This is a genomic window from Halomonas sp. AOP22-C1-8, assembly GCF_052378905.1.
Classification (GTDB): domain Bacteria; phylum Pseudomonadota; class Gammaproteobacteria; order Pseudomonadales; family Halomonadaceae; genus Vreelandella; species Vreelandella citrativorans.
In genome coordinates this window covers 19,609-37,583 of record NZ_JBQSYD010000017.1, presented here as the reverse complement: position 1 = coordinate 37,583, position 17,975 = coordinate 19,609, and the positions used below count along the sequence as shown (strand labels likewise).

20 protein-coding genes are annotated in these 17,975 nt (G+C 54.4%); 15 read left to right on the top strand and 5 right to left on the bottom strand.

From position 1 onward, the window contains the following. Positions 1–73: 73 nt before the first annotated feature. Entirely contained in the window at positions 74–913 is an 840-nt protein-coding gene (locus ACT3TY_RS10755) for a PRC-barrel domain-containing protein (protein ID WP_444628166.1), read from the top strand. 207 nt (positions 914–1,120) lie between these two features. On the opposite strand, the gene ACT3TY_RS10750 is transcribed toward ACT3TY_RS10755, so the two are convergent. Beyond that, positions 1,121–1,708, bottom strand: coding sequence for a bactofilin family protein (locus ACT3TY_RS10750; protein ID WP_444628165.1), 588 nt, complete (start codon positions 1,706–1,708; stop codon positions 1,121–1,123). Positions 1,709–1,908: 200 nt separating this feature from the next. Here ACT3TY_RS10750 and ACT3TY_RS10745 point away from each other — a divergent pair, with 200 nt between their 5' ends. The 7 genes from ACT3TY_RS10745 to astB all read left to right on the top strand — a co-directional run bounded on the left by ACT3TY_RS10745 (position 1,909) and on the right by astB (position 10,066). Beyond that, positions 1,909–2,469 carry a bactofilin family protein gene (locus ACT3TY_RS10745; RefSeq protein ID WP_444628163.1) on the top strand — a complete coding sequence of 187 codons (561 nt, stop codon included), beginning with the start codon at positions 1,909–1,911 and terminating at the stop codon, positions 2,467–2,469. Between the two features lie 199 nt (positions 2,470–2,668). Further along, a complete protein-coding gene (locus ACT3TY_RS10740) occupies positions 2,669–3,643 on the top strand; it encodes a GlxA family transcriptional regulator (protein WP_444628161.1) in 975 nt (324 codons plus the stop codon). A gap of 205 nt (positions 3,644–3,848) precedes the next feature. Next, on the top strand, positions 3,849–5,063 hold the full coding sequence (locus ACT3TY_RS10735; RefSeq protein ID WP_444628159.1) for an aspartate aminotransferase family protein: 1,215 nt from the start codon (positions 3,849–3,851) through the stop codon (positions 5,061–5,063). Positions 5,064–5,101: 38 nt separating this feature from the next. Further along, positions 5,102–6,184 (top strand): arginine N-succinyltransferase, encoded by a 1,083-nt coding sequence (locus ACT3TY_RS10730; RefSeq protein ID WP_444628157.1) that lies wholly within the window; start codon positions 5,102–5,104, stop codon positions 6,182–6,184. Beyond that, entirely contained in the window at positions 6,184–7,212 is a 1,029-nt protein-coding gene (astA, locus tag ACT3TY_RS10725) for an arginine N-succinyltransferase (RefSeq protein ID WP_087106373.1), read from the top strand. The genes ACT3TY_RS10730 and astA overlap by 1 nt, the downstream gene beginning before the upstream one ends. Before the next feature lie 17 nt (positions 7,213–7,229). Then, the gene (gene astD, locus ACT3TY_RS10720) at positions 7,230–8,702 is read left to right on the top strand and encodes a succinylglutamate-semialdehyde dehydrogenase (RefSeq protein WP_444628198.1); all 1,473 of its coding nucleotides are present in this window, start codon (positions 7,230–7,232) and stop codon (positions 8,700–8,702) included. Continuing rightward, the gene (astB, locus tag ACT3TY_RS10715) at positions 8,699–10,066 is read left to right on the top strand and encodes an N-succinylarginine dihydrolase (protein WP_444628156.1); all 1,368 of its coding nucleotides are present in this window, start codon (positions 8,699–8,701) and stop codon (positions 10,064–10,066) included. The genes astD and astB overlap by 4 nt, the downstream gene beginning before the upstream one ends. 45 nt (positions 10,067–10,111) lie before the next feature. Here the strand turns inward: astB and ACT3TY_RS10710 are convergent, their stop codons facing one another. Together ACT3TY_RS10710 and ACT3TY_RS10705 are read right to left on the bottom strand one after the other, a co-directional pair. Beyond that, positions 10,112–10,708, bottom strand: a complete 597-nt coding sequence (locus tag ACT3TY_RS10710; protein WP_444628154.1) for a putative adenosine monophosphate-protein transferase Fic — start codon at positions 10,706–10,708, stop codon at positions 10,112–10,114. After that, a complete protein-coding gene (locus ACT3TY_RS10705; RefSeq protein WP_193054784.1) occupies positions 10,708–10,872 on the bottom strand; it encodes a YhfG family protein in 165 nt (54 codons plus the stop codon). The genes ACT3TY_RS10710 and ACT3TY_RS10705 overlap by 1 nt, the downstream gene beginning before the upstream one ends. Positions 10,873–11,047: 175 nt before the next feature. On the opposite strand from ACT3TY_RS10705, the gene ACT3TY_RS10700 reads away from it, so the two are divergent. Continuing rightward, the gene (locus ACT3TY_RS10700; RefSeq protein WP_444628152.1) at positions 11,048–11,473 is read left to right on the top strand and encodes a GNAT family N-acetyltransferase; all 426 of its coding nucleotides are present in this window, start codon (positions 11,048–11,050) and stop codon (positions 11,471–11,473) included. 29 nt (positions 11,474–11,502) lie between these two features. Here the strand turns inward: ACT3TY_RS10700 and ACT3TY_RS10695 are convergent, their stop codons facing one another. Then, a complete protein-coding gene (locus ACT3TY_RS10695; protein ID WP_444628150.1) occupies positions 11,503–12,441 on the bottom strand; it encodes a DMT family transporter in 939 nt (312 codons plus the stop codon). A gap of 88 nt (positions 12,442–12,529) precedes the next feature. Between ACT3TY_RS10695 and ACT3TY_RS10690 the strand changes: the two genes are divergently transcribed. The 6 genes from ACT3TY_RS10690 to ACT3TY_RS10665 all read left to right on the top strand — a co-directional run bounded on the left by ACT3TY_RS10690 (position 12,530) and on the right by ACT3TY_RS10665 (position 16,837). Then, entirely contained in the window at positions 12,530–13,027 is a 498-nt protein-coding gene (locus ACT3TY_RS10690) for a MarR family winged helix-turn-helix transcriptional regulator (RefSeq protein ID WP_441678910.1), read from the top strand. Between the two features lie 157 nt (positions 13,028–13,184). Next, on the top strand, positions 13,185–13,643 hold the full coding sequence (locus tag ACT3TY_RS10685) for a GNAT family N-acetyltransferase (RefSeq protein WP_444628148.1): 459 nt from the start codon (positions 13,185–13,187) through the stop codon (positions 13,641–13,643). 6 nt (positions 13,644–13,649) lie between these two features. After that, positions 13,650–14,378, top strand: a complete 729-nt coding sequence (gene bluB, locus ACT3TY_RS10680) for a 5,6-dimethylbenzimidazole synthase (RefSeq protein WP_444628147.1) — start codon at positions 13,650–13,652, stop codon at positions 14,376–14,378. Positions 14,379–14,470: 92 nt separating this feature from the next. After that, on the top strand, positions 14,471–14,953 hold the full coding sequence (locus ACT3TY_RS10675) for a GNAT family N-acetyltransferase (protein WP_444628146.1): 483 nt from the start codon (positions 14,471–14,473) through the stop codon (positions 14,951–14,953). 161 nt (positions 14,954–15,114) lie between these two features. Beyond that, on the top strand, positions 15,115–15,342 hold the full coding sequence (locus tag ACT3TY_RS10670) for a hypothetical protein (RefSeq protein WP_172117246.1): 228 nt from the start codon (positions 15,115–15,117) through the stop codon (positions 15,340–15,342). Continuing rightward, positions 15,335–16,837, top strand: coding sequence for a sodium:solute symporter family protein (locus ACT3TY_RS10665; RefSeq protein ID WP_444628144.1), 1,503 nt, complete (start codon positions 15,335–15,337; stop codon positions 16,835–16,837). Before ACT3TY_RS10670 ends, ACT3TY_RS10665 begins: the two co-directional genes overlap by 8 nt. A gap of 76 nt (positions 16,838–16,913) precedes the next feature. Here the strand turns inward: ACT3TY_RS10665 and ACT3TY_RS10660 are convergent, their stop codons facing one another. Then, positions 16,914–17,975: an SPFH domain-containing protein gene (locus tag ACT3TY_RS10660; RefSeq protein ID WP_444628142.1), complete on the bottom strand. Its 1,062-nt coding sequence runs from the start codon at positions 17,973–17,975 to the stop codon at positions 16,914–16,916.

The window sequence follows — 17,975 nt, the reverse complement described above, 5'->3', positions numbered from 1 at the left end:
CATCGTTAGCTTTGCTCTTAGGCGCTTAGGTCTACTAGCTTTTTAAGTGCAAGCCAACACAAGGAGCAATATTATGAAACGGACAACACTTACGATTGCCATTGGTGCGATTTGTGCAGGACTTTCAGGCGGCGCTCTGGCTCAAGACGCTAACCAGAACGACACTGACAATGCCGATCAAATGACGCAGCAGCAAGATGCTACGGCGCAAACGCAGCCACAAGGCACAGCAACTGACAGCCGTGCTCAGTCTCAGCCTAATGGCGACGAAACGATGGACGTTGAAGTCGACCAGGAGCCTGCTGAGGTAAAAGTTGAACAAGACTCTCCCAACATTCGAGTAGAGCAGTCAGAGCCGGACGTGACGGTCGAGCAGCCTGAACCCAACGTGACGATTGAGCAGCCCGAGCCCAACGTTACCGTTGAAGACGCTGAGCCTAACGTTACTGTTGAGCAGGGTGGCGAGCCTGACGTTAACGTCGAGCAAGCCGATGATGCACAGGTCGACGTTAATAGCGATGACGATCAAGAACGCCAGCAGGCTGCCCAGGATAATCGTAACGACCAGGATGACAATAATTCATTGATGTCTCACCCGGTTAGCGAGCTGGAAGGTATGGCCGTCATTAACCAGGATGGCGAAGAGATCGGTGATATTCAACATATCGCTCAGCACAACGACTCTGGTGACCTGTTTGCCATTATCTCAGTCGGTGGTATCTGGGGCTTCGGCGCGACAGAAATCGCTTTGCCGATGGACGAAGTGGAGTTCCAGGATGAACAGCTCATCATGAATACCACGTATGGCAGTGACGAGATCGAAGCGTCCTCAGAGGATTATGTTGAGGATAATTATACGCAGGTCGATAGCGATATGACGCTATCCGAAGCGAAGCAGAATCAAAACCAATAAGCGATTTGATCGATAAGCGGCTTAGATGCTGACAGGAAGGGCAGGGCGTTCGCGCCTTGCCCTTTTTCTATTGATGGCTCTGTTATCAATACGATGTATCGCTATGCCCATCACTTCGGTCCTCAGCTGCGGCCCTCAGCTACGGTCCTCAAATACGGTCCTCAAATACGATCAGCGCTAGCCAGGTGCGACTGTGCGTTTCGATACTTAGGCTTTTACCTCTTCCTGTTCTGCAAGGCTGGTCTCTTTATCAGTAGATGACTCTTTGGTGGTCGCTCGCGTACTAACACCTGACGCATTGCCTTTCGCCGGTAACGTTTTGGTATGGGTGGGCGCGTCATTAAAGCTGTTTTTTAGCATTTCATTGTCGGCGCTCATATCAATGCTGCCGTGGAAAACGCTGCCATCTTCAAGCACAAGGCAGGGCGATACGATGGTGCCAGTCACTTGGGCGCCCTTGTGGATCGTTGCGCGGTGTAAAGCGATTAAATTACCTTCTACTTCGCCGGATACGTGCAAGGTATGAGCAAACACATCGCCTTTAAAATAGCTATTTGCGCCTAATGTGACGGTGTGCTGTTTGCAGGTGATAATGCCGCTAACACGCCCTTTTACGGTCAAATCCTCATCACTATTGATGTCGCCTTCTACTTGCGTATGGCTACCGATAATGGAGGTGCTGGGGCGCGCATTGCTGCTGGTTGGCGTGCCCGTTAGAAGCGTGTCACTTGAGTCTGATGAGCTGGGCGGCGTCGTTTTTTGCTCGGCAGTTGCATTCTTGGCTTTATTAAACATCGTTAACTCCTGGTAAATGTCGGCCTAGCGCTTTTAAGACGCACGCGTTGAGCATAAAAAGTCATTGAATACTTTAATCTGCTTAACGGCTGGATAAAGCTCAGAATTAAGCCGAGTGGGGGAGGTTATTCGCGCCGCCATAAAAATAAATCGCGTATAACCTTAGTCTGGGTAAAATTTGACAGTGGCGGGACCGGTGTATGGGTATTCAAGCATGGTTTATTCTTATTGGTGTTAGCGCAATGACACTGATTGTATGGGATGGCAGGCGCCGTAAGGCAAGGCAGCGCGCTGAAGGCTCATACTCTTCAGGTGACGTGCCTCAACCGTCGCCTGCTGTCTCTCTCGTTTCTGACATCGCTGTTGAACAGTCACCACCTAAAGCCACCGTTATACCACTGGTGGCCCCGTTAAAAGAGGGCAGCCGAATTGGGGCGGCCACATCGATTACGGGGAATATTACCGCCAACGAGCCCGTGCTGGTTAAAGGGAACGTGCAGGGCAGGGTAGTCACGTCGCATCATTCTTTAACGGTGAATGCATCAGGGCAGGTAGCACCCTATATAGAAGGTGGTTTTGTCACCGTTGATGGCCATGTTTCAGGCACGCTGAAAGCGCATGCCAGGGCCACGCTACTGCCACAAGCAACTGTACAGGGTGTGATTGATACGCCATGTTTAGAGTGTGAGGTGGGTGCCTGGCTTCAAGCAAATGTTAGGCATCGCGCCGTTCAGCAGAACGTTACTGCGATGGTTTCCTAAGACGTTTTCCCAGAACGGGCCTCAAGACCGTTTTAAAGAGTAGGCTATTGATCGCTACGGCCTCCCGGGCCTCAGCGCTTTATCTTCATAGCCTCAGCCCAGCGTACGGCGATGCCTTTTTCTATTGGGTGCTATCAGACACTGCCCAAAACGTCACAATTGGTTAAGATGACGTTTCATTTACTGATGGCGTTTTGGCATGCAGCTCAGCTCCTTGTCTCCCCCGTTAACGCTTGCGCGCCAGCGCATTGGGGTATTACTGCTGCCTGGCTTTTCCATGCTCTCACATGCCAGTGCCGTCGAACCGCTGCTGATGGCTAATCAGCTTAGCGGCCAGGTGCTCTATCAGGTGTTTACGCTCAGTACCGATGAGCAGCCGGTGCGAAGCAGCGCTCAATTATCCTGTCATGCTGACTACACCCTGGAGGGGGCACCGCCTCATTTGGACATGGTGCTTATCTGCGCGCCTTCGCCTCTGCCCTATGCGTTACCGGCCAAACTAATGGAGTGGCTGCGCCACCAGCCAAGCCGTACGATGCTGGGCGGATTAGCGGGAGGGGCTGAAGTATTGGCCCGCACGGGATTGCTGGAAGGCTATCGAGCGACCTTACCCTGGCAACGTTTTGCGGCCTTTTCCCAAGCGTATCCTCAGGTGGTGTTGTCGCAACAGCTTTTTGAGATCGACCGCAACCGGATCACTTGTGCCAGCGGTACGGCGGCCATGGACATGATGCTGACGCTGGTGCGCCAACAGCAGAGCAGTCATCTGGTTGAACAGGTGTCAGAGCACTTTATGTGTGAGCGAATTCGCATGGCCGATGAGCGCCAACATGTGCCGTTGCGCCACCGCTTGGGCCACGCCCCGCAGAGCCTGGTAGACGCTGTGACGCTGATGGAAGCCAACATAGAAGAGCCGCTTTCGACCCTGGAGCTTGCTGAGCATTTAGGCATTTCCCGCCGCCAGTTGGAGCGCCTGTTTAAAAAATATCTTCAGGCGGTGCCTAGCCGCTATTACCTCAATTTGCGTTTGCAGGATGCCCGTAAACACCTGCGTGAAAGCGATCGCTCGGTAGGCGATATCGCGTTTGCGACGGGGTTTTCCTCGGCGGCTCATTTCTCAACGGCTTACCGCAATCATTTTGGATTAACCCCACGGGAAGAGCGTTTGAGCTGATGCACGCCCACGTCGCAAAACCTGCAGTAACGCATTAGCACCAGAGACCTCCCTTCAGAAATAATCTGAAATATGGGCAGCATTACATAATTTACCGTCACATTACTGAAAGCGGGTGAACTTGCTCGCCCCGTATACTGATATAACTGATTGACTCAACCCGTATACTGATATAACTGATTGACTCAACGAGAGGGACTGACCCATGAGCACGACCCCAACCCGGCAGGATTTTGATCACTACATGACTCCCAACTATGCGCCGCAGCAGATTATTCCGGTGCGCGGAGAAGGCAGCCGCTTGTGGGATCAGCAGGGGCGTGAATATATTGATTTTGCGGGCGGTATCGCGGTGAACTCGCTGGGTCATTGCCATCCCGTGTTGGTGAATGCCTTAAAAGAGCAGGGTGAAAAACTTTGGCATCTCTCCAATATCTATACCAATGAACCCGCGCTTAAGTTGGCTAAAAAGCTGGTTGAACGCACCTTCGCTGACAAGGTGTACTTGTGCTCTTCCGGCGGTGAAGCCAACGAGGCCGCACTGAAGCTGGCGCGCCGCTACGCGGTAGACCATTACGGCGAAAAGAAAGACAAGATCATCTCCTTCAGCCAATCCTTTCATGGCCGCACGCTGTTTACTGTGAGCGTGGGTGGTCAGCCCAAGTACTCCCAGGGGTTTGGTCCAGTGCCTGGCGGTATTTTGCACGCTGAGTTTAATGATCTTGACAGTGTGCGCGCTCTAATGGGCGATGACACGTGTGCGGTGATGGTCGAACCCATGCAGGGTGAAGGTGGCATTTTGCCCGCCACCCCCGAGTTTCTAGAAGGCCTGCGCGAGCTGTGCGATCAGCACAATGCGCTGCTGGTATTTGATGAAGTGCAAACCGGGGTTGGCCGTTGCGGTACGTTGTATGCCTATGAGCGTTATGGCGTAACGCCCGATATTCTCACCAGTGCCAAGTCGCTGGGTGGCGGCTTCCCGGTTGGCGCGATGCTGGCAACCGACAGCGTCGCCAAATCCCTCGCGTTTGGAACCCATGGTTCTACCTACGGCGGTAACGCCTTGGGCTCCGCGATTGCGTTGGCTGCGCTGGAATTTATCGATACACCAGACGTACTGGAAGGCATTCAAAAGCGCCACGACCTGTTCCGTGAGCAGTTGGAAACCATTAATCGCAAGCATGGCGTGTTTAAAGAAATTCGCGGCATGGGACTGTTGATAGGTGCCCAGATGTCGGACGCCTATGAAGGCCGCGCCAAGGATATTCTGCCGCTGGCCATCGAAGAAGGCGTAATGGCACTGATTGCAGGTCCTAACGTGCTTCGCCTGGCGCCTTCACTGGTAGTGCCGGAGGCAGACATTGCTGAAGGTATGGCCCGTTTGGAGCGTGCGATTGAGCGCCTTGTTGCCAACGCATGAATTTGACCACGGCGACATTGAGAGAGGGGGCGTCAAGCATGCTGGTCATTCGTCCGGTAAAAATGGCGGATCTCGAAGCGCTAGTCGTGTTGGCAGAGCATGCGACTCCCAAGCTTACCAACCTGCCCGCTAACCGCGAACGTTTAGAGGAGCGCATTGAGCGCTCCCTGGCGGCGTTTAATGATGAGATCGAGTTTCCGGGTAACGAGCACTACACCTTTGTGCTTGAAAATAGCGCGCTGGTGGATGAGGCGAGGCATGGTGAAATACTGGGAACGGCCACTATTCGTGCCCAAGCGGGCGCTAATGAGGCCTACTACACCTACCGCCAGGAAACGTTGATTCATGCATCTCAACAGCTCAACGTACGTCGCGAAGTACAAACCCTGGCGCTCTCTCATGAAGTTTCTGACGCTACGCTGCTGTGCGCGTATTCACTAAATCCGCGTTACAAGGGGACCAGCGCCGAAAGCCTGTTGCGGCGTGCTCGGCTGATGTTTATTGCCCAGTACCCCGAGCGCTTTTCGCGCATATTGGCCGTGGCGTTTCCCGGTTACCTGGATGCGCAGAACGAATCGCCCTTTTGGGAAAGTGTGGGCCACCACTTTTTTGCGCGCAGTTTTCACGATATTAACCACATCGCAGGTGTGCGTTCCAAAAGCTTTATTGCCGAGGTGATGCCTCAGTTCCCGCTCTATTTGCCGCTGTTGACGCCACCGGCCCGGGCGGCAATTGGCCGGGAGCATCCTGCGCATGAAGAAGCTTTGCAGGAGATGCTTGCCGAAGGCTTCGTGCGCTCGCGCCATGTGGACATTTTCGACGCGGGGCCGCTTGTGAAAGCCGAACGCGAGCGTTTGGCGACATTCAACCGTGCCGCCTGGCATCCGGTACGTCTTCGTCCGGACGAAACGCTTCCCGATGCCGAACCTGCCTTGATCGCTAACCAAGCGCTGGGCGATTTTCGCTGCATTGTCGCCCGTTACGCGCTTTCAGCCACTGGGCAACTGATGCTTTCAGAGGCGGATGCCAAACGCTTGGGAGTAGAGGAGGGGCGAGCTGTATTTGCCGCACCACTTACTCTGCCCAGCGCGGTGGATGCCTTTGATGAAGGAGAAATATGATGCGCATTCGTCCTATCGCCCGTGCAGATGTTGATGGGTTGCTGGCGCTTGCGCAGCAGGCGGGCGTGGGTTTTACCTCGCTGCCCAATAACCGAGAATTTCTGGCAGAAAAAATTGAAACGTCTGTCCGCGCGTTTGAAGAGCGTACCCCGGTTAACAATCGGCTCTACTTCTTTGTGCTGGAAGATGAGGCTAATGGCGAGCTGGCTGGCTGCTGTGCCATTGAAGGCCAGGTAGGGCACGAAGTGCCTTTTTATAACTATCGGTTGGGCACGCTGGCGCACTCGTCAGTACAGCTGGATTTACACCGCACCATCGATACGCTGTTTTTAAGCTCTGACCATACCGGCGATGCCGAAGTATGCTCACTGTTTTTGCGCCCGGAATACCGCGGCGAGGCCAATAAACACCTGCGCAACGGTGCGCTGCTCTCCAAGGCACGTTGGCTGTTTATTGCACAGTTTCGTGATCGTTTTCCTGAGAAAGTGCTCGCCGAAATGCGCGGCGTGTTCGATGAGCAGAACCGCAGTCCCTTCTGGGAGAGCCTGGGAAAACACTTTTTTCCCATGGATTTCAGCGAAGCCGACCGCTTGACCGGTCTTGGGCAGAAAAGCTTTATCGGTGAATTAATGCCGCGCTTTCCCATTTACACCACGTTTATGGCCGAGGAGGCGCGCGCGTGTATTGGTCAAGTGCATCGGCATACTCGGCCCGCCCTTGAAATGCTCAAAAAAGAGGGGCTGCGCTGGGAAGGCTATATCGATATTTTTGACGGTGGCCCGACGGTTGAAGCCTATATCGACGATGTGCGGGCTGTGCGCAATTCGCAGCTATATCACGTTGAAGTATCGACCAAGGCACCTGATGAGAGCGTTAGCCGCTGGTTGGCCGCGACCACCACCATGCAGGCCTTTACCGCCGCGTGGATAGGCCGTGCACCCACCCGCGATACGATTGTTTTAAGCCACACAGAAGCCGAGCGCCTAGGGGTGACCACAGGTGATGCCGTGCGGCTTCTGGAAACCTGAACAGGTAGGAGAGCATGATGCACGCCCAACAACAGCAGCTTATCAACGGCGCCTGGGTGAATGGCGCTGCAGCATCGTTTAGTAAGTTTGACCCCATCTCAGGCGGGCTGCTCTGGCAAGGGGCATCAGCCAGTGATACGCAGGTTGAAGAAGCGGTAGCCGCTGCGCGAAAGGCGTTTCCCGAGTGGGCAAAAACGCCCCTTAGCGAACGCCAAGCGTTGGTTGAGCGTTTTGCTGAGGTACTTAAATCGCGCAGTGAAGCGCTGGCTGTCGCCATTGCCTCTGAAACCGGCAAGCCGCTTTGGGAGGCGCGTACGGAAGCGGGCGCTATGGTGGGGAAAATAGCGCTCTCGCTCAAGGCGTACAAGGAGCGCACCGGCGAGCGCGAAAAAGCTGTAGGCAGTGCCAAAGCGGTGCTGCGCCACCGCCCGCATGGCGTGATGGCGGTGTTTGGCCCCTATAACTTCCCGGGCCACTTGCCTAACGGTCACATGGTGCCGGCTCTCCTGGCAGGCAACACCGTTGTCTTCAAACCGAGCGATCAAACACCGCTAACCGCGGACTTGGCGCTGCAGTGCTGGCAAGAAGCCGGGCTGCCTGCTGGCGTCATCAATCTTGTTCAAGGCGGTGTACCGGTGGGGCAGGCGCTCTCTGCACACCCTGGGATCGATGGCCTGCTGTTTACCGGCAGTGCAAAGGTTGGTGGCATGCTGCAACAGCAGTTTGCCGGGCAGTTGGATAAAATCCTCGCGCTGGAGCTTGGGGGCAACAATCCGCTGGTGGTTAAGGACGTGGATGATGAGCGCGCCGCCGTGCTGGCCATTTTGCAATCCGCCTTTCTGTCTGGCGGCCAGCGCTGCACGTGTGCACGCCGTTTAATCGTACCCCAGGGCGAGGTTGGCGACCGGCTAATTGACGCGCTTTCCGAAGCGATTGCCAGGCTTCATGTGGCCGGGCAGTTTGATGAGTCGCCCACACCATTTTACGGCGGCCTGGTCAGTGTGGCGGCGGCTGATGGCCTGCTAAAAGCACAGGATGCACTGGAAGCTCTGGGTGGCACGGTGATTAACCGTATGCAGCGTGTTAAAGACAATACCAGTCTGCTCACGCCTGCGTTAATCGACGTGACGGGCCTGGAAGTGCCTGACGAGGAGTACTTTGGCCCGTTATTGAAGGTGCACCGTTACCACGATTGGGACGAGGCGTTAACGCTTGCCAATAACACGCGCTATGGCCTCTCGGCGGGTTTAATTGGCGGTGAAAAGGCCGACTGGGACGATTTTCTGCTGCGCATCCGTGCGGGTATTGTGAACTGGAATCGCCAGACTACCGGGGCTTCGGGTGATGCGCCGTTCGGTGGCGTCGGCGACAGCGGCAACCATCGCCCCAGCGCGTACTATGCGGCGGACTACTGCGCCTATCCGGTGGCTTCCATGGAAGCCGAGGCGTTGGAGATGCCCGATACTCTGCCGCCGGGAGTTAGTCTGTGAGAACACCTGTGATCAGTAACGTTAGGGAAGTCAATTTCGACGGCCTGGTAGGCCCGACGCATAACTACTCAGGGCTCGCCGTAGGCAATGTGGCTTCCATGAGCCACGGCGGCCTTGAGTCCAATCCTAAAGAGGGGGCGCTACAAGGGCTTTTAAAAATGAAATCCTTGATGGAGGCAGGCTACGCCCAAGGTGTTCTGCCGCCTCAGCAGCGCCCGGATATCGGCGCGCTGCGCGACTTGGGTTTTAGCGGCAGCAATCATGATGTGCTGGCCCGTGCTGCCGCCGATGCACCGCAGCTGTTGCGGGCCGTTTGCTCGGCTTCCAGCATGTGGACGGCCAATGCGGGCACCGTTACCCCCAGCATCGACGCGCCGGACCGCCGGGTGCACTTCACTCCGGCCAACCTGCAATCAAGCTTTCATCGCTTTCTTGAGCCGCAAACCACGGGCCGCGTGCTGCAGGCCATTTTTCACAGCGAACAGCACTTCGCCCACCACCCAGCGCTGCCCGCCACGCCTGCGTTTTCCGATGAAGGTGCTGCCAATCATACTCGCCTGTGTGGTGAATACGGTGAGCCGGGCGTTCATCTGTTTGTATATGGCCGCCAAGCGTTTGGTGACGTGCGTAGCGGCGAGCGCGAACCTGCTCGCTATCCCGCCCGCCAAACGCTGGAAGCCAGCCAGGCAGTAGCCCGCCAGCATGGGCTTGTTGCGTCGCAAACGGTATTTGCTCAGCAGCATCCGGACGCTATTGATGCGGGCGTATTTCATAACGACGTCATCGCCGTGGGCAACGGTCCCGTGCTGCTGTATCACGAAATGGCTTTCCTGGACGAAGAGGGCACGCTCAACGAGCTGCGCCGCAAGATGACGACGCCCTTAATCCCCGTTCGCGTACCGGTTGAAGCGGTAAGCCTGGAAGATGCAGTGGCGTCGTACCTGTTTAACTCGCAGCTGCTTTCCAACCCCGATGGCACCATGACGCTGGTCGTGCCCAGCGAATGTCAGGAGCGTGAAGCCGTCTGGCGCACCGTTCAAGACTACCTGTTGGCAGGCAATAACCCCATCAGTGACGTGGTGGTGAAAGACGTCAAGCAAAGCATGCGCAACGGCGGCGGCCCCGCTTGCCTGCGTCTGCGCGTTGCTCTTTCAGAAGCCGAGCGCGCAGCACTGACCGGCCGCGTATTGCTCACTAATGATCTTTACGAAGACCTTACTGCTTGGGTCAACCGCCACTACCGGGATCGCTTGGCACCTGACGACCTCGCCGATCCGCAGTTGGCAGAAGAGTCGCTCAGCGCACTGGATGAGTTAACGCAGCTTCTGCAAATAGGATCGGTTTACCCGTTTCAGTTGGGGTAGGGGGTAAGGCAGAAATAAAGTAGAGCGTCAGGCATTGCCCTGACGTTAGTCTGTCAGAGGTGAGCCGATGCAGCGCTCAAAAATGGATGCTAACGGTTGATAGTCGCAATAGTAGCTGGCGATATTGGCCGCTATCCATTCATTCTGCTCGAGTGGGTGCCATGAAAGGCGATAGCCACAGTTGATGATGAGATGTTCAAAGAGTAATCGCTGTGCGCGACCGTTACCTTCTCTAAAGGGATGAACAACGTTTAAATCACCATACAATTCAGCGCACGCCGGTATGAGTTCTGCTTTCTCAAGCTGAATAAAATAATCGTGTTCTGCAAGTTTAGTAAACAGCTTTTCAGCTTCGGGAATGATGCGATTGACGTGGCAAAATCGCGTATCGCCTTTGGCTATATCAATAGTGCGCACACTACCTGCCCAATCATAGAGGTCATGGAATAGCTGATGATGAAGGTGTTTCAGGTACGCAAAATTATAGGGTGGCTGCAAAAGCTCAATGCTATCCGCGTTAATAAGCGATAGATCGCGCTCCGCTTCTTCAAGCTCAGCCGTGTCGGAAATGTCCAGCTTATTACGCAAGATATCAGTGCCGGGATAGCAATAAGGGTCTTGGCCGACGCCGTACTTATCCATTAGCAATTTTTATATTTTGTATATTTAACTAATACATCGGTTTTATTGGTTTTAGACGCCTGAGAATCAACGATAATCCCTTCCAGTGCCATGCTCGCCTGGTAATTTGAACGCCTGACCTGTGCATAATAGCGGCGCTTTGCTTCCAAAGAGACGTTGTTCATACTCCCTCCTTCGTTATTTATCTACGCTACTGCCTAGTATAGCGGATTATGGGGGCGGTTCTCACCTTAACAGCGGAGTCATATTGTAAACCGCTGGCAACGTAATGATTTATGATGTCAGCTTCTCCAGGAACAACATTCGCAACAGGTGCCGACAGGAGCGCCGGGAGTAAATATGACGCCGCTCTTTCAGCCGACCAGCGATAGGGATTTTGCAGAGCAACTGATCCGTCAGAATATGTCCAGCTACTATGATCAGTTGGATATGCACTGGGACAGCGCTTTGTTTGAAAGTGAGTGGCGTACCCTGGAGAGCTATCAGTTGGTCATCAACACGCACCCGGTGGGCTTGCTGTGTATCAACCAGGCTACCGAGGCTTGCTATATTCGCGAGCTGCAAATCGCGCCGCAGTGGCAGCGTCAGGGTTTTGGTACGGCAGCCATCCACCATATGGTAAACAGGGCGCGGCAATCGAATATCGATACGCTGCGCCTTCGGGTGTTCTGCATTAATCCTGCCGTCGCGCTCTACGAACGCATGGGCTTTCACATTCGTAAAACGGAAGGCAATACTCACTACATGGAACGGCGTATTGTTTAAGTATGCCTGCCAGATATGCCTTTGTTTATTTAGGCAAGTTGCCTGGCTTTGCCAATATTAAGCAGAGCGATACCTGTGCCTATCAGCAGGGCGCCGGGTAGTAAGCCCTCCGGCGCGGCTTCTCCTTGGAGCACTATCGCCACCGGAACGCCAACCACGGCGCCGACGGAACCCAACAGGCTGAGAAGCACTGGCCCGCCGGTTTTCTGAAGCAGAAATAGCAGTAAAAACTGGCCTGCAAATACCATTGATTGAAGGGCAATTAGGAGAAGTGGAAGGCGTTGCCCGCTTGGGATACCAAGCGAAAATCCAGGCAGCAGGCCGACGCTGAACAGAAGAGCCGCCGCAGCGACTAGCATACCGGGCGCAAGCGCGTTGCCTGAGACACCCGCTGGCCAGCGCAACGTTCGGTAAAGATTTCCGATGGCCAACAGTACCGGCCCCGCCAACGCCAGCAAAATCCACACATAGTCGGCATCAGGCGCGGAAAGCTTGTGAGCTGCCAAGGTGACGGCGCCCGCGAGCGCTGACATAACGCCCATCGCCCGCATCATCTGAAAGCGTTCCAGCTTTACTATCAGCGCACCAACGTAGGTAAGCAACGGCGGCAATGTAATCACAAGGGCGACAAAACCTGCACCAATATGCGGAATGGCCGAGAAGAAAATCAGGTTAGAACCCGCCACGCCGACAAAGGCCGAAACCAGGTAATACTCAAGCGTACGACCCGTGACAGGCGGCAAATTGCTGCGTAGTGCTGCTACTACCAGCAGAATTAAAGCCGCGCCAGTAATCGACCAAAATAGAAAGGCGAGAGGCGACAGCTGCGCATCACCGGCCAGTTTGGCCACGTTGGTCGAAAGCCCCAGCAGCGCGCCACCTGCTAAAAGATAGATAAATGCGGCAAGTCGCTTCTGTTTGGGAGGTGCCCCTGATCTTGCCTTGGATGGCTGCATGGCGTGGCTCATATAATGGCTCTTGAAATGTCTTTTGAAAATAGCTTGATGTCAAGGTACCTGAGTTTTTACCTTGACGTCAAGTTAAAATGGGGTGAGCATGAGTGCCATGGATCATGTCGATAAAATACTTACACAGTGGCAGCAAGAGCGCCCCGACCTAAACGTGGCTCCGATGGGTACGCTGGGCCGCCTCAAGCGGCTCAATCAGAGCTTGATGCGGCGTATGGAGCAGACGTGGGCGGCGTACGGCCTTAATGACTCAAGCTTTGATGTGTTGGCCACGCTGCGTCGCGAAGGTCCGCCTTATGCGCTTTCACCCAGCGACTTAATGGCCTCCACCATGGTGACATCCGGTACCATGACGCATCGGCTTCAGCAGTTGGAAAAAGCGGAGTTGATTGAGCGTGTCAAAAACCCTGCCGACGGGAGAGGCTTTCTGATTTCGCTATCTGAGAAAGGGTTTGCGTTAATTGATGAAGCCATTGCCGCCCATGTAGAGACCCAAGCAGAGCTGGTTAGTGGTTTGAGTGACAAGCAGCGGGCGCAGCTTGACGCGCTGCTTAAGCAGTTTTTGAGCAGTGTTGAGAAGCCGTGAGGTGCTGAACGTGGGCACTCTGTGAGATATCTTTGTCGCAGGCTGTGTTGGCTGCAGAGGTTAGTGACTATTTGGCGAGATGGCCGTATGTCGGACCATGTATAATCGGCGTTTTATACTGTTTGAATTCTTAATGCCCGATGGAGATTGTACCGCGATGTCTTTACGTTTTAGCTGGTCGCGACTGGACGAATTAAGCACGCGCGAATTCTATGAAATCGTAAAGGCACGCATAGCGGTGTTTGTGGTGGAACAGCGGTGTGCCTACCAGGAAATTGATGAGCTGGACCCGCTTGCCTGGCATCTTTCCGCCACGGTTGATGGTCAGCTCGCGGCGTATATCCGAGTAGTGGGGCCGGGCGATAAGTTTTCTGAGCCCTCGATTGGCCGAGTGATGACACTCAAGGCTTTCCGGGGCTATCAATATGGCCGGGCGCTGATGAGCGAGGCGATTCGTTTTACCGAGCAAGCCTATCCTGGTCTGGGCATTAAGATCGGTGCACAAGTTTATTTGAACGTTTTCTATGAGTCGTTTGGGTTCGAGCGCATCAGTGAGCCCTACGATGAAGACGGCATACCGCATATTGATATGGTCAAACCCGCCTCCCACGCATAAACGATCATGGAACAGGAGTTCAATCCCGTGACCGCTTCAGATGCCTGCTTTTCAGAGAGTGAACGCCAGGGGCTTTATCGTGCCATTTATGAGCGCCGTGATGTGCGTTCACAGTTTCTTCCTGACCCGATTCCCGCTGACGTGCTGGCGCGTCTATTGCAGGCTGCCCACCATGCGCCTTCGGTAGGGTTCATGCAGCCTTGGGATTTTATGGTCATTGAAGGTGACGAGGTCAGGGCGTCTATCCTTGCGTTATTTGAGCAGGAAAACCAGAAAGCCGCTGAGCGTTTTGAGGGTGAGCGTAATGATCTTTACCGTAGCCTCAAGCTTCAAGGGATTGTCGAAAGCCCGCTGAATCTATGCATCACCTGCGACCGCAGCCGGGGAGGACCACACGTGCTAGGCCGCAACAGTATTGTCGAAACTGACTTGTTCAGCACGTGTCTGGCGGTGCAAAACCTGTGGTTGGCTGCGCGGGCCGAAGGGGTTGGCGTTGGCTGGGTAAGTATTATTGATCAGGCTCAGTTAAGTGACGCCTTGAACCTGCCTGATCACGTATACCCCGTGGCCTATCTATGCCTTGGCTATGTCAGCGAGTTTCTGGATCAGCCGGAGCTTGAAGCCAAAGGCTGGCGCTCCAGGCTACCGTTAAGTGAGTTGGTACATGGCGATAGTTGGGGGCAGCCGCTTGAGAATGGTCCTCTTGATGCGCTGCTGCGCGATTCGTCACGCTAATCGCCGCAGGTGCGCGCTTTTGCATGATGGTGCGAGGCGGGCTACAGGGTTGCCGTGACGGTGTTAATTTCAGCAAAATAAGGTAAATAGTGATGCGGGACACCACTATCCAGCGACTTAGCGCAGATAGTCCTCATCTTCCCACCGTAGTGCGCTGGACGTTTGCAGCGTGGGGGAATTTATACCCAGGGCTAACGCTAGAAGAAGCCATTGATGACACGATGTCTGAGTGCGGTATCTCGGGTGTACCCTCCGTATTTATTGCTTTGCAAGACGACGTACCTGTCGGCACTGCCTGCTTAATTGACGATGATATGAGCATTCGGCGCGAATTAACGCCGTGGCTGGCTTCTGTTTTCGTAGCGCCTGAGTGGCGCGGGCAGGGTATTGCTTCCGCGCTGGTGCAACGCGTGGAAGCAGAAGTACGCAATAGCGGTATTCAACAATGTTATCTCTATACCCCGGACCAGCAGTCGCTTTATCAGCGGCTAGGTTGGCAAGCGATAGAAACGCTTGAATACCGAGGCGAAACCGTGACGCTCATGCGACGCGTCTTAACGGAGTCAAGACGTTGATGACGCAATAGACGCGGAGTGTGCTACTTCGGTAACGTCGCACGCTGCCGCTTTGGCATATCTAGCGACAAGCCGTTGGTCGGCCGACGATTTGCCGATCACACAACATGAAGATAGGTAGGCCAGTGGTACGACGGCTAACAAAATTTTAGGGAATCACCATGCGGCGTTTACTGGTACTGCCCACCTCGCGTGCGGGTTGGGGTTTATTCATTGCGTTTTTAACACTCATCGCTATGGGAACGTGGCCGATGATTGGTTGGGTAAACCGGGCAACGTTAGTGCTAGGCCTGCCCCTGATGGTGGTATGGAGCTATTTGGTTATTTTTTCTTGCGTGGTGGTCATGCTGATAGGCAACCGTATCGTAGAGCGAGATAACCATGAATAGCCTCTGGCCTCTGCTGATTACGCTTATCTATGTGGCCATTGCCATGATGATTGGCTTACGCTCCCGCGGTGGTCAGGCCACCCGTGCCAATATGAACAGCCTGGAAGAGTGGGGGGTTGCTGGGCGTAGCATGGGGCCGGTCACGCTGTATCTGCTGATTGCCGCAGGGAGCGTCAGTGCTTATACCTTTATGGGTGCACCGGGCTGGGCTTATTCGAAAGGGGTCGCGGTCTTTTACGTCGCTATCTATTTGGCGTATCTGGCCCTGATCGCTTGGTACTTTGGCCCCAAGGTATGGCAGTTTGGCGCTGAGTTTGGCCACGTTACTCAGGCAAGCGCGATTGCTGACCGTTATCAAAGCCCTGCCTTGGGGGCGCTGGCATCGCTGGTAATGGCGGTTGGCTCAACTGCTTACGCGGTGCTTCAAACGGTTGGTTCGGCCTATATTCTGTTTGTGATGAGCGGCGGTATCATTCCTGTCTGGTTAGGCGTTGTGTTGGTGCTTGCCTCTATTGCTGTCTATTTGTACGCCAGTGGCCAGCGGGCGATTGGGCGCACCAACGCCTTTCAGGGCGTATTAATGTTGGTCGTTGCCTGGGCTGTAGGGTTGTGGGCAGTGCATAGCGCCACCGGTGGTTTAAGTTTTGCAGCGATATTTGAGCGTATTCAGGCTGAGCATGTAGCGTTTTTAACCCTACCAGGGGCCGGCGGGGATATGAGCTTTAGCTTCTGGACCACCTCGATTATTGTCTCAATGTTCTCGTTTATGCCCCCGGTATGGACCCAGTGGATGAGTGCGTCTTCCGCACGTACTATCCGGCGCAGCGCCACTTGGCTGCCTACGTACTACGTAGTGATTTTACCCATGGTGATCGTGGGCTTTATCGGTATTTACTCGCTGCCTGACTTGGCGCGAGCAGATACCGTCGTCCTTGAATACGCCATGCAGCATTTGCCCGTTGTGCTGGTCGGGTTACTTGGAGCGGGTACCCTGGCGGCTTCCATGTCATCCAGCGAGCCGTTTATTCATTCGGTGTCGCTGTCATTAAGTAAGGATGTACTGCAACCGCTGTTAAAGCTTTCAAATGCCACTACTGGCCGACTTGCCAGGCGTATGATCTTACCCATCATGGCCCTAGTGATTGCGCCACTCGCAATTGCGGAACCGGGCAGTCTGGTGATGATTTTGCTGGTAGGGCTGGGATTTGCCTCGCAAGTGTTGCCTGCTTTTGTTGGCATGTTCTTCTGGCCGCGCGCGTCACGTTTGGGCGTTATGGCGGGTATTGTGGCAGGATTTTTGGTTACCGTGGCGTTTACTACGCTATGGCCACACCCGTTGGGCATCCACGCGGGGTTCTGGGGGCTAATCATCAACTTGCCGATATTTGTGGGGGTGTCGTTAGTGACTCCGGCCACACAAGCGGATGTCGTGGAGCGTTTTTTTCGCATTGCGGCGCCGCGTGGTTTAACCCGTCTTGGGAGCGTGAGTCGTTAGGGCCGATTTATCATAAGTGTTTGTAACAGTTGGAAAACCGGGTAATAGCGTTACCCGGTTTTCTTGAGCGAGCGTGTCAGCTTCCGCTAATACCTCCGCCTACCACGCCGCTGCGAAAGCTGTTGGATGGGTTAGTATTGCCGGTGCGGTGTTTTAGATGTTCTCCTACCGCATCCTCAGGTGAGCCTGCCAGTTCGCGGAACATGCCCATGGAACCCAGCAGAGCAGAAGATTCATAAGGCACAAAGACGCGCTCGCCGTCTTTCGCCATGTTGGGCAAACCCTTGATATAGCTCTGGCCGAGTAAATAACCCACCACGGTGCGTTTGTTTTCCTCGCTGTCGCCAATAGCATTCAATACCAGTTTGATGGACTCCTGCTCGCCCTGGGCGCGCAGAATGGCCGATTCCTTATCACCCTGGGCGTTAAGAATGGACGATTCACGCTGGCCCTGAGCCATGGCGATAGCGGCAGATTTTTCACCTTCGGCTTCGGTAACGGTGGCGCGGCGTTTACGCTCGGCAGCCATTTGTAGGCGCATGGCCGTTTCTACTTCTTCAGGCATGGCGATGTCCTGTACCTCGACGCGAGATATTTTGACCCCCCATTTGGATGCAGGCTCTTCCATGGCAGCCTGAATCTCATTGTTCACTTCCGCGCGGGATTCAAATAGTTTATCCAGCTCCATTTTGCCGACCACCGAGCGTAGCGTGGTTTTCGCCAGAACCTCGACGGCCTGGCTCATGTTGACGACTTCGTAAACTGCGCGCTTAGGATCAATAATTTGGTAATAAAGCGCGCCATTGATACGAACCGTTACGTTATCGGTGGTCACGACCGGCTGGCCGGGGAAATCCATCACCGTTTCACGGCGGTCAATGCGAATCTCATCCGTGGTAATTGCCTGGTACTCTTCGCCCATTTTGCGATAGCGCAGCATGGTGATCGCGCGAGGCTGCTCAATAAAGGGAACGATGATATTGATGCCACTTTCGAGCACACGATTAAATGAGCCGAGGCGCTCAACTACCATTACTTCCGACTGACGTACAATCACCAGTCCTTTGGAAATAATCACAATGCCGATAACGACAATAATCAGGCTTATTAATAAACCGGGGCTAATAGGTAAATCCAT

Bases quoted from the DNA above. Each gene is read 5' to 3' on its own strand.
- ACT3TY_RS10755 (WP_444628166.1), top strand. From the start codon at position 74: ATGAAACGGACAACACTTACGATTGCCATTGGTGCGATTTGTGCAGGA.
- ACT3TY_RS10750 (WP_444628165.1), bottom strand. From the start codon at position 1,708: ATGTTTAATAAAGCCAAGAATGCAACTGCCGAGCAAAAAACGACGCCG.
- ACT3TY_RS10745 (WP_444628163.1), top strand. From the start codon at position 1,909: ATGGGTATTCAAGCATGGTTTATTCTTATTGGTGTTAGCGCAATGACA.
- ACT3TY_RS10740 (WP_444628161.1), top strand. From the start codon at position 2,669: ATGCAGCTCAGCTCCTTGTCTCCCCCGTTAACGCTTGCGCGCCAGCGC.
- ACT3TY_RS10735 (WP_444628159.1), top strand. From the start codon at position 3,849: ATGAGCACGACCCCAACCCGGCAGGATTTTGATCACTACATGACTCCC.
- ACT3TY_RS10730 (WP_444628157.1), top strand. From the start codon at position 5,102: ATGCTGGTCATTCGTCCGGTAAAAATGGCGGATCTCGAAGCGCTAGTC.
- astA (WP_087106373.1), top strand. From the start codon at position 6,184: ATGCGCATTCGTCCTATCGCCCGTGCAGATGTTGATGGGTTGCTGGCG.
- astD (WP_444628198.1), top strand. From the start codon at position 7,230: ATGCACGCCCAACAACAGCAGCTTATCAACGGCGCCTGGGTGAATGGC.
- ACT3TY_RS10710 (WP_444628154.1), bottom strand. From the start codon at position 10,708: ATGGATAAGTACGGCGTCGGCCAAGACCCTTATTGCTATCCCGGCACT.
- ACT3TY_RS10705 (WP_193054784.1), bottom strand. From the start codon at position 10,872: ATGAACAACGTCTCTTTGGAAGCAAAGCGCCGCTATTATGCACAGGTC.
- ACT3TY_RS10700 (WP_444628152.1), top strand. From the start codon at position 11,048: ATGACGCCGCTCTTTCAGCCGACCAGCGATAGGGATTTTGCAGAGCAA.
- ACT3TY_RS10695 (WP_444628150.1), bottom strand. From the start codon at position 12,441: ATGAGCCACGCCATGCAGCCATCCAAGGCAAGATCAGGGGCACCTCCC.
- ACT3TY_RS10690 (WP_441678910.1), top strand. From the start codon at position 12,530: ATGAGTGCCATGGATCATGTCGATAAAATACTTACACAGTGGCAGCAA.
- ACT3TY_RS10685 (WP_444628148.1), top strand. From the start codon at position 13,185: ATGTCTTTACGTTTTAGCTGGTCGCGACTGGACGAATTAAGCACGCGC.
- bluB (WP_444628147.1), top strand. From the start codon at position 13,650: ATGGAACAGGAGTTCAATCCCGTGACCGCTTCAGATGCCTGCTTTTCA.
- ACT3TY_RS10675 (WP_444628146.1), top strand. From the start codon at position 14,471: ATGCGGGACACCACTATCCAGCGACTTAGCGCAGATAGTCCTCATCTT.
- ACT3TY_RS10670 (WP_172117246.1), top strand. From the start codon at position 15,115: ATGCGGCGTTTACTGGTACTGCCCACCTCGCGTGCGGGTTGGGGTTTA.
- ACT3TY_RS10665 (WP_444628144.1), top strand. From the start codon at position 15,335: ATGAATAGCCTCTGGCCTCTGCTGATTACGCTTATCTATGTGGCCATT.
- ACT3TY_RS10660 (WP_444628142.1), bottom strand. From the start codon at position 17,975: ATGGATTTACCTATTAGCCCCGGTTTATTAATAAGCCTGATTATTGTC.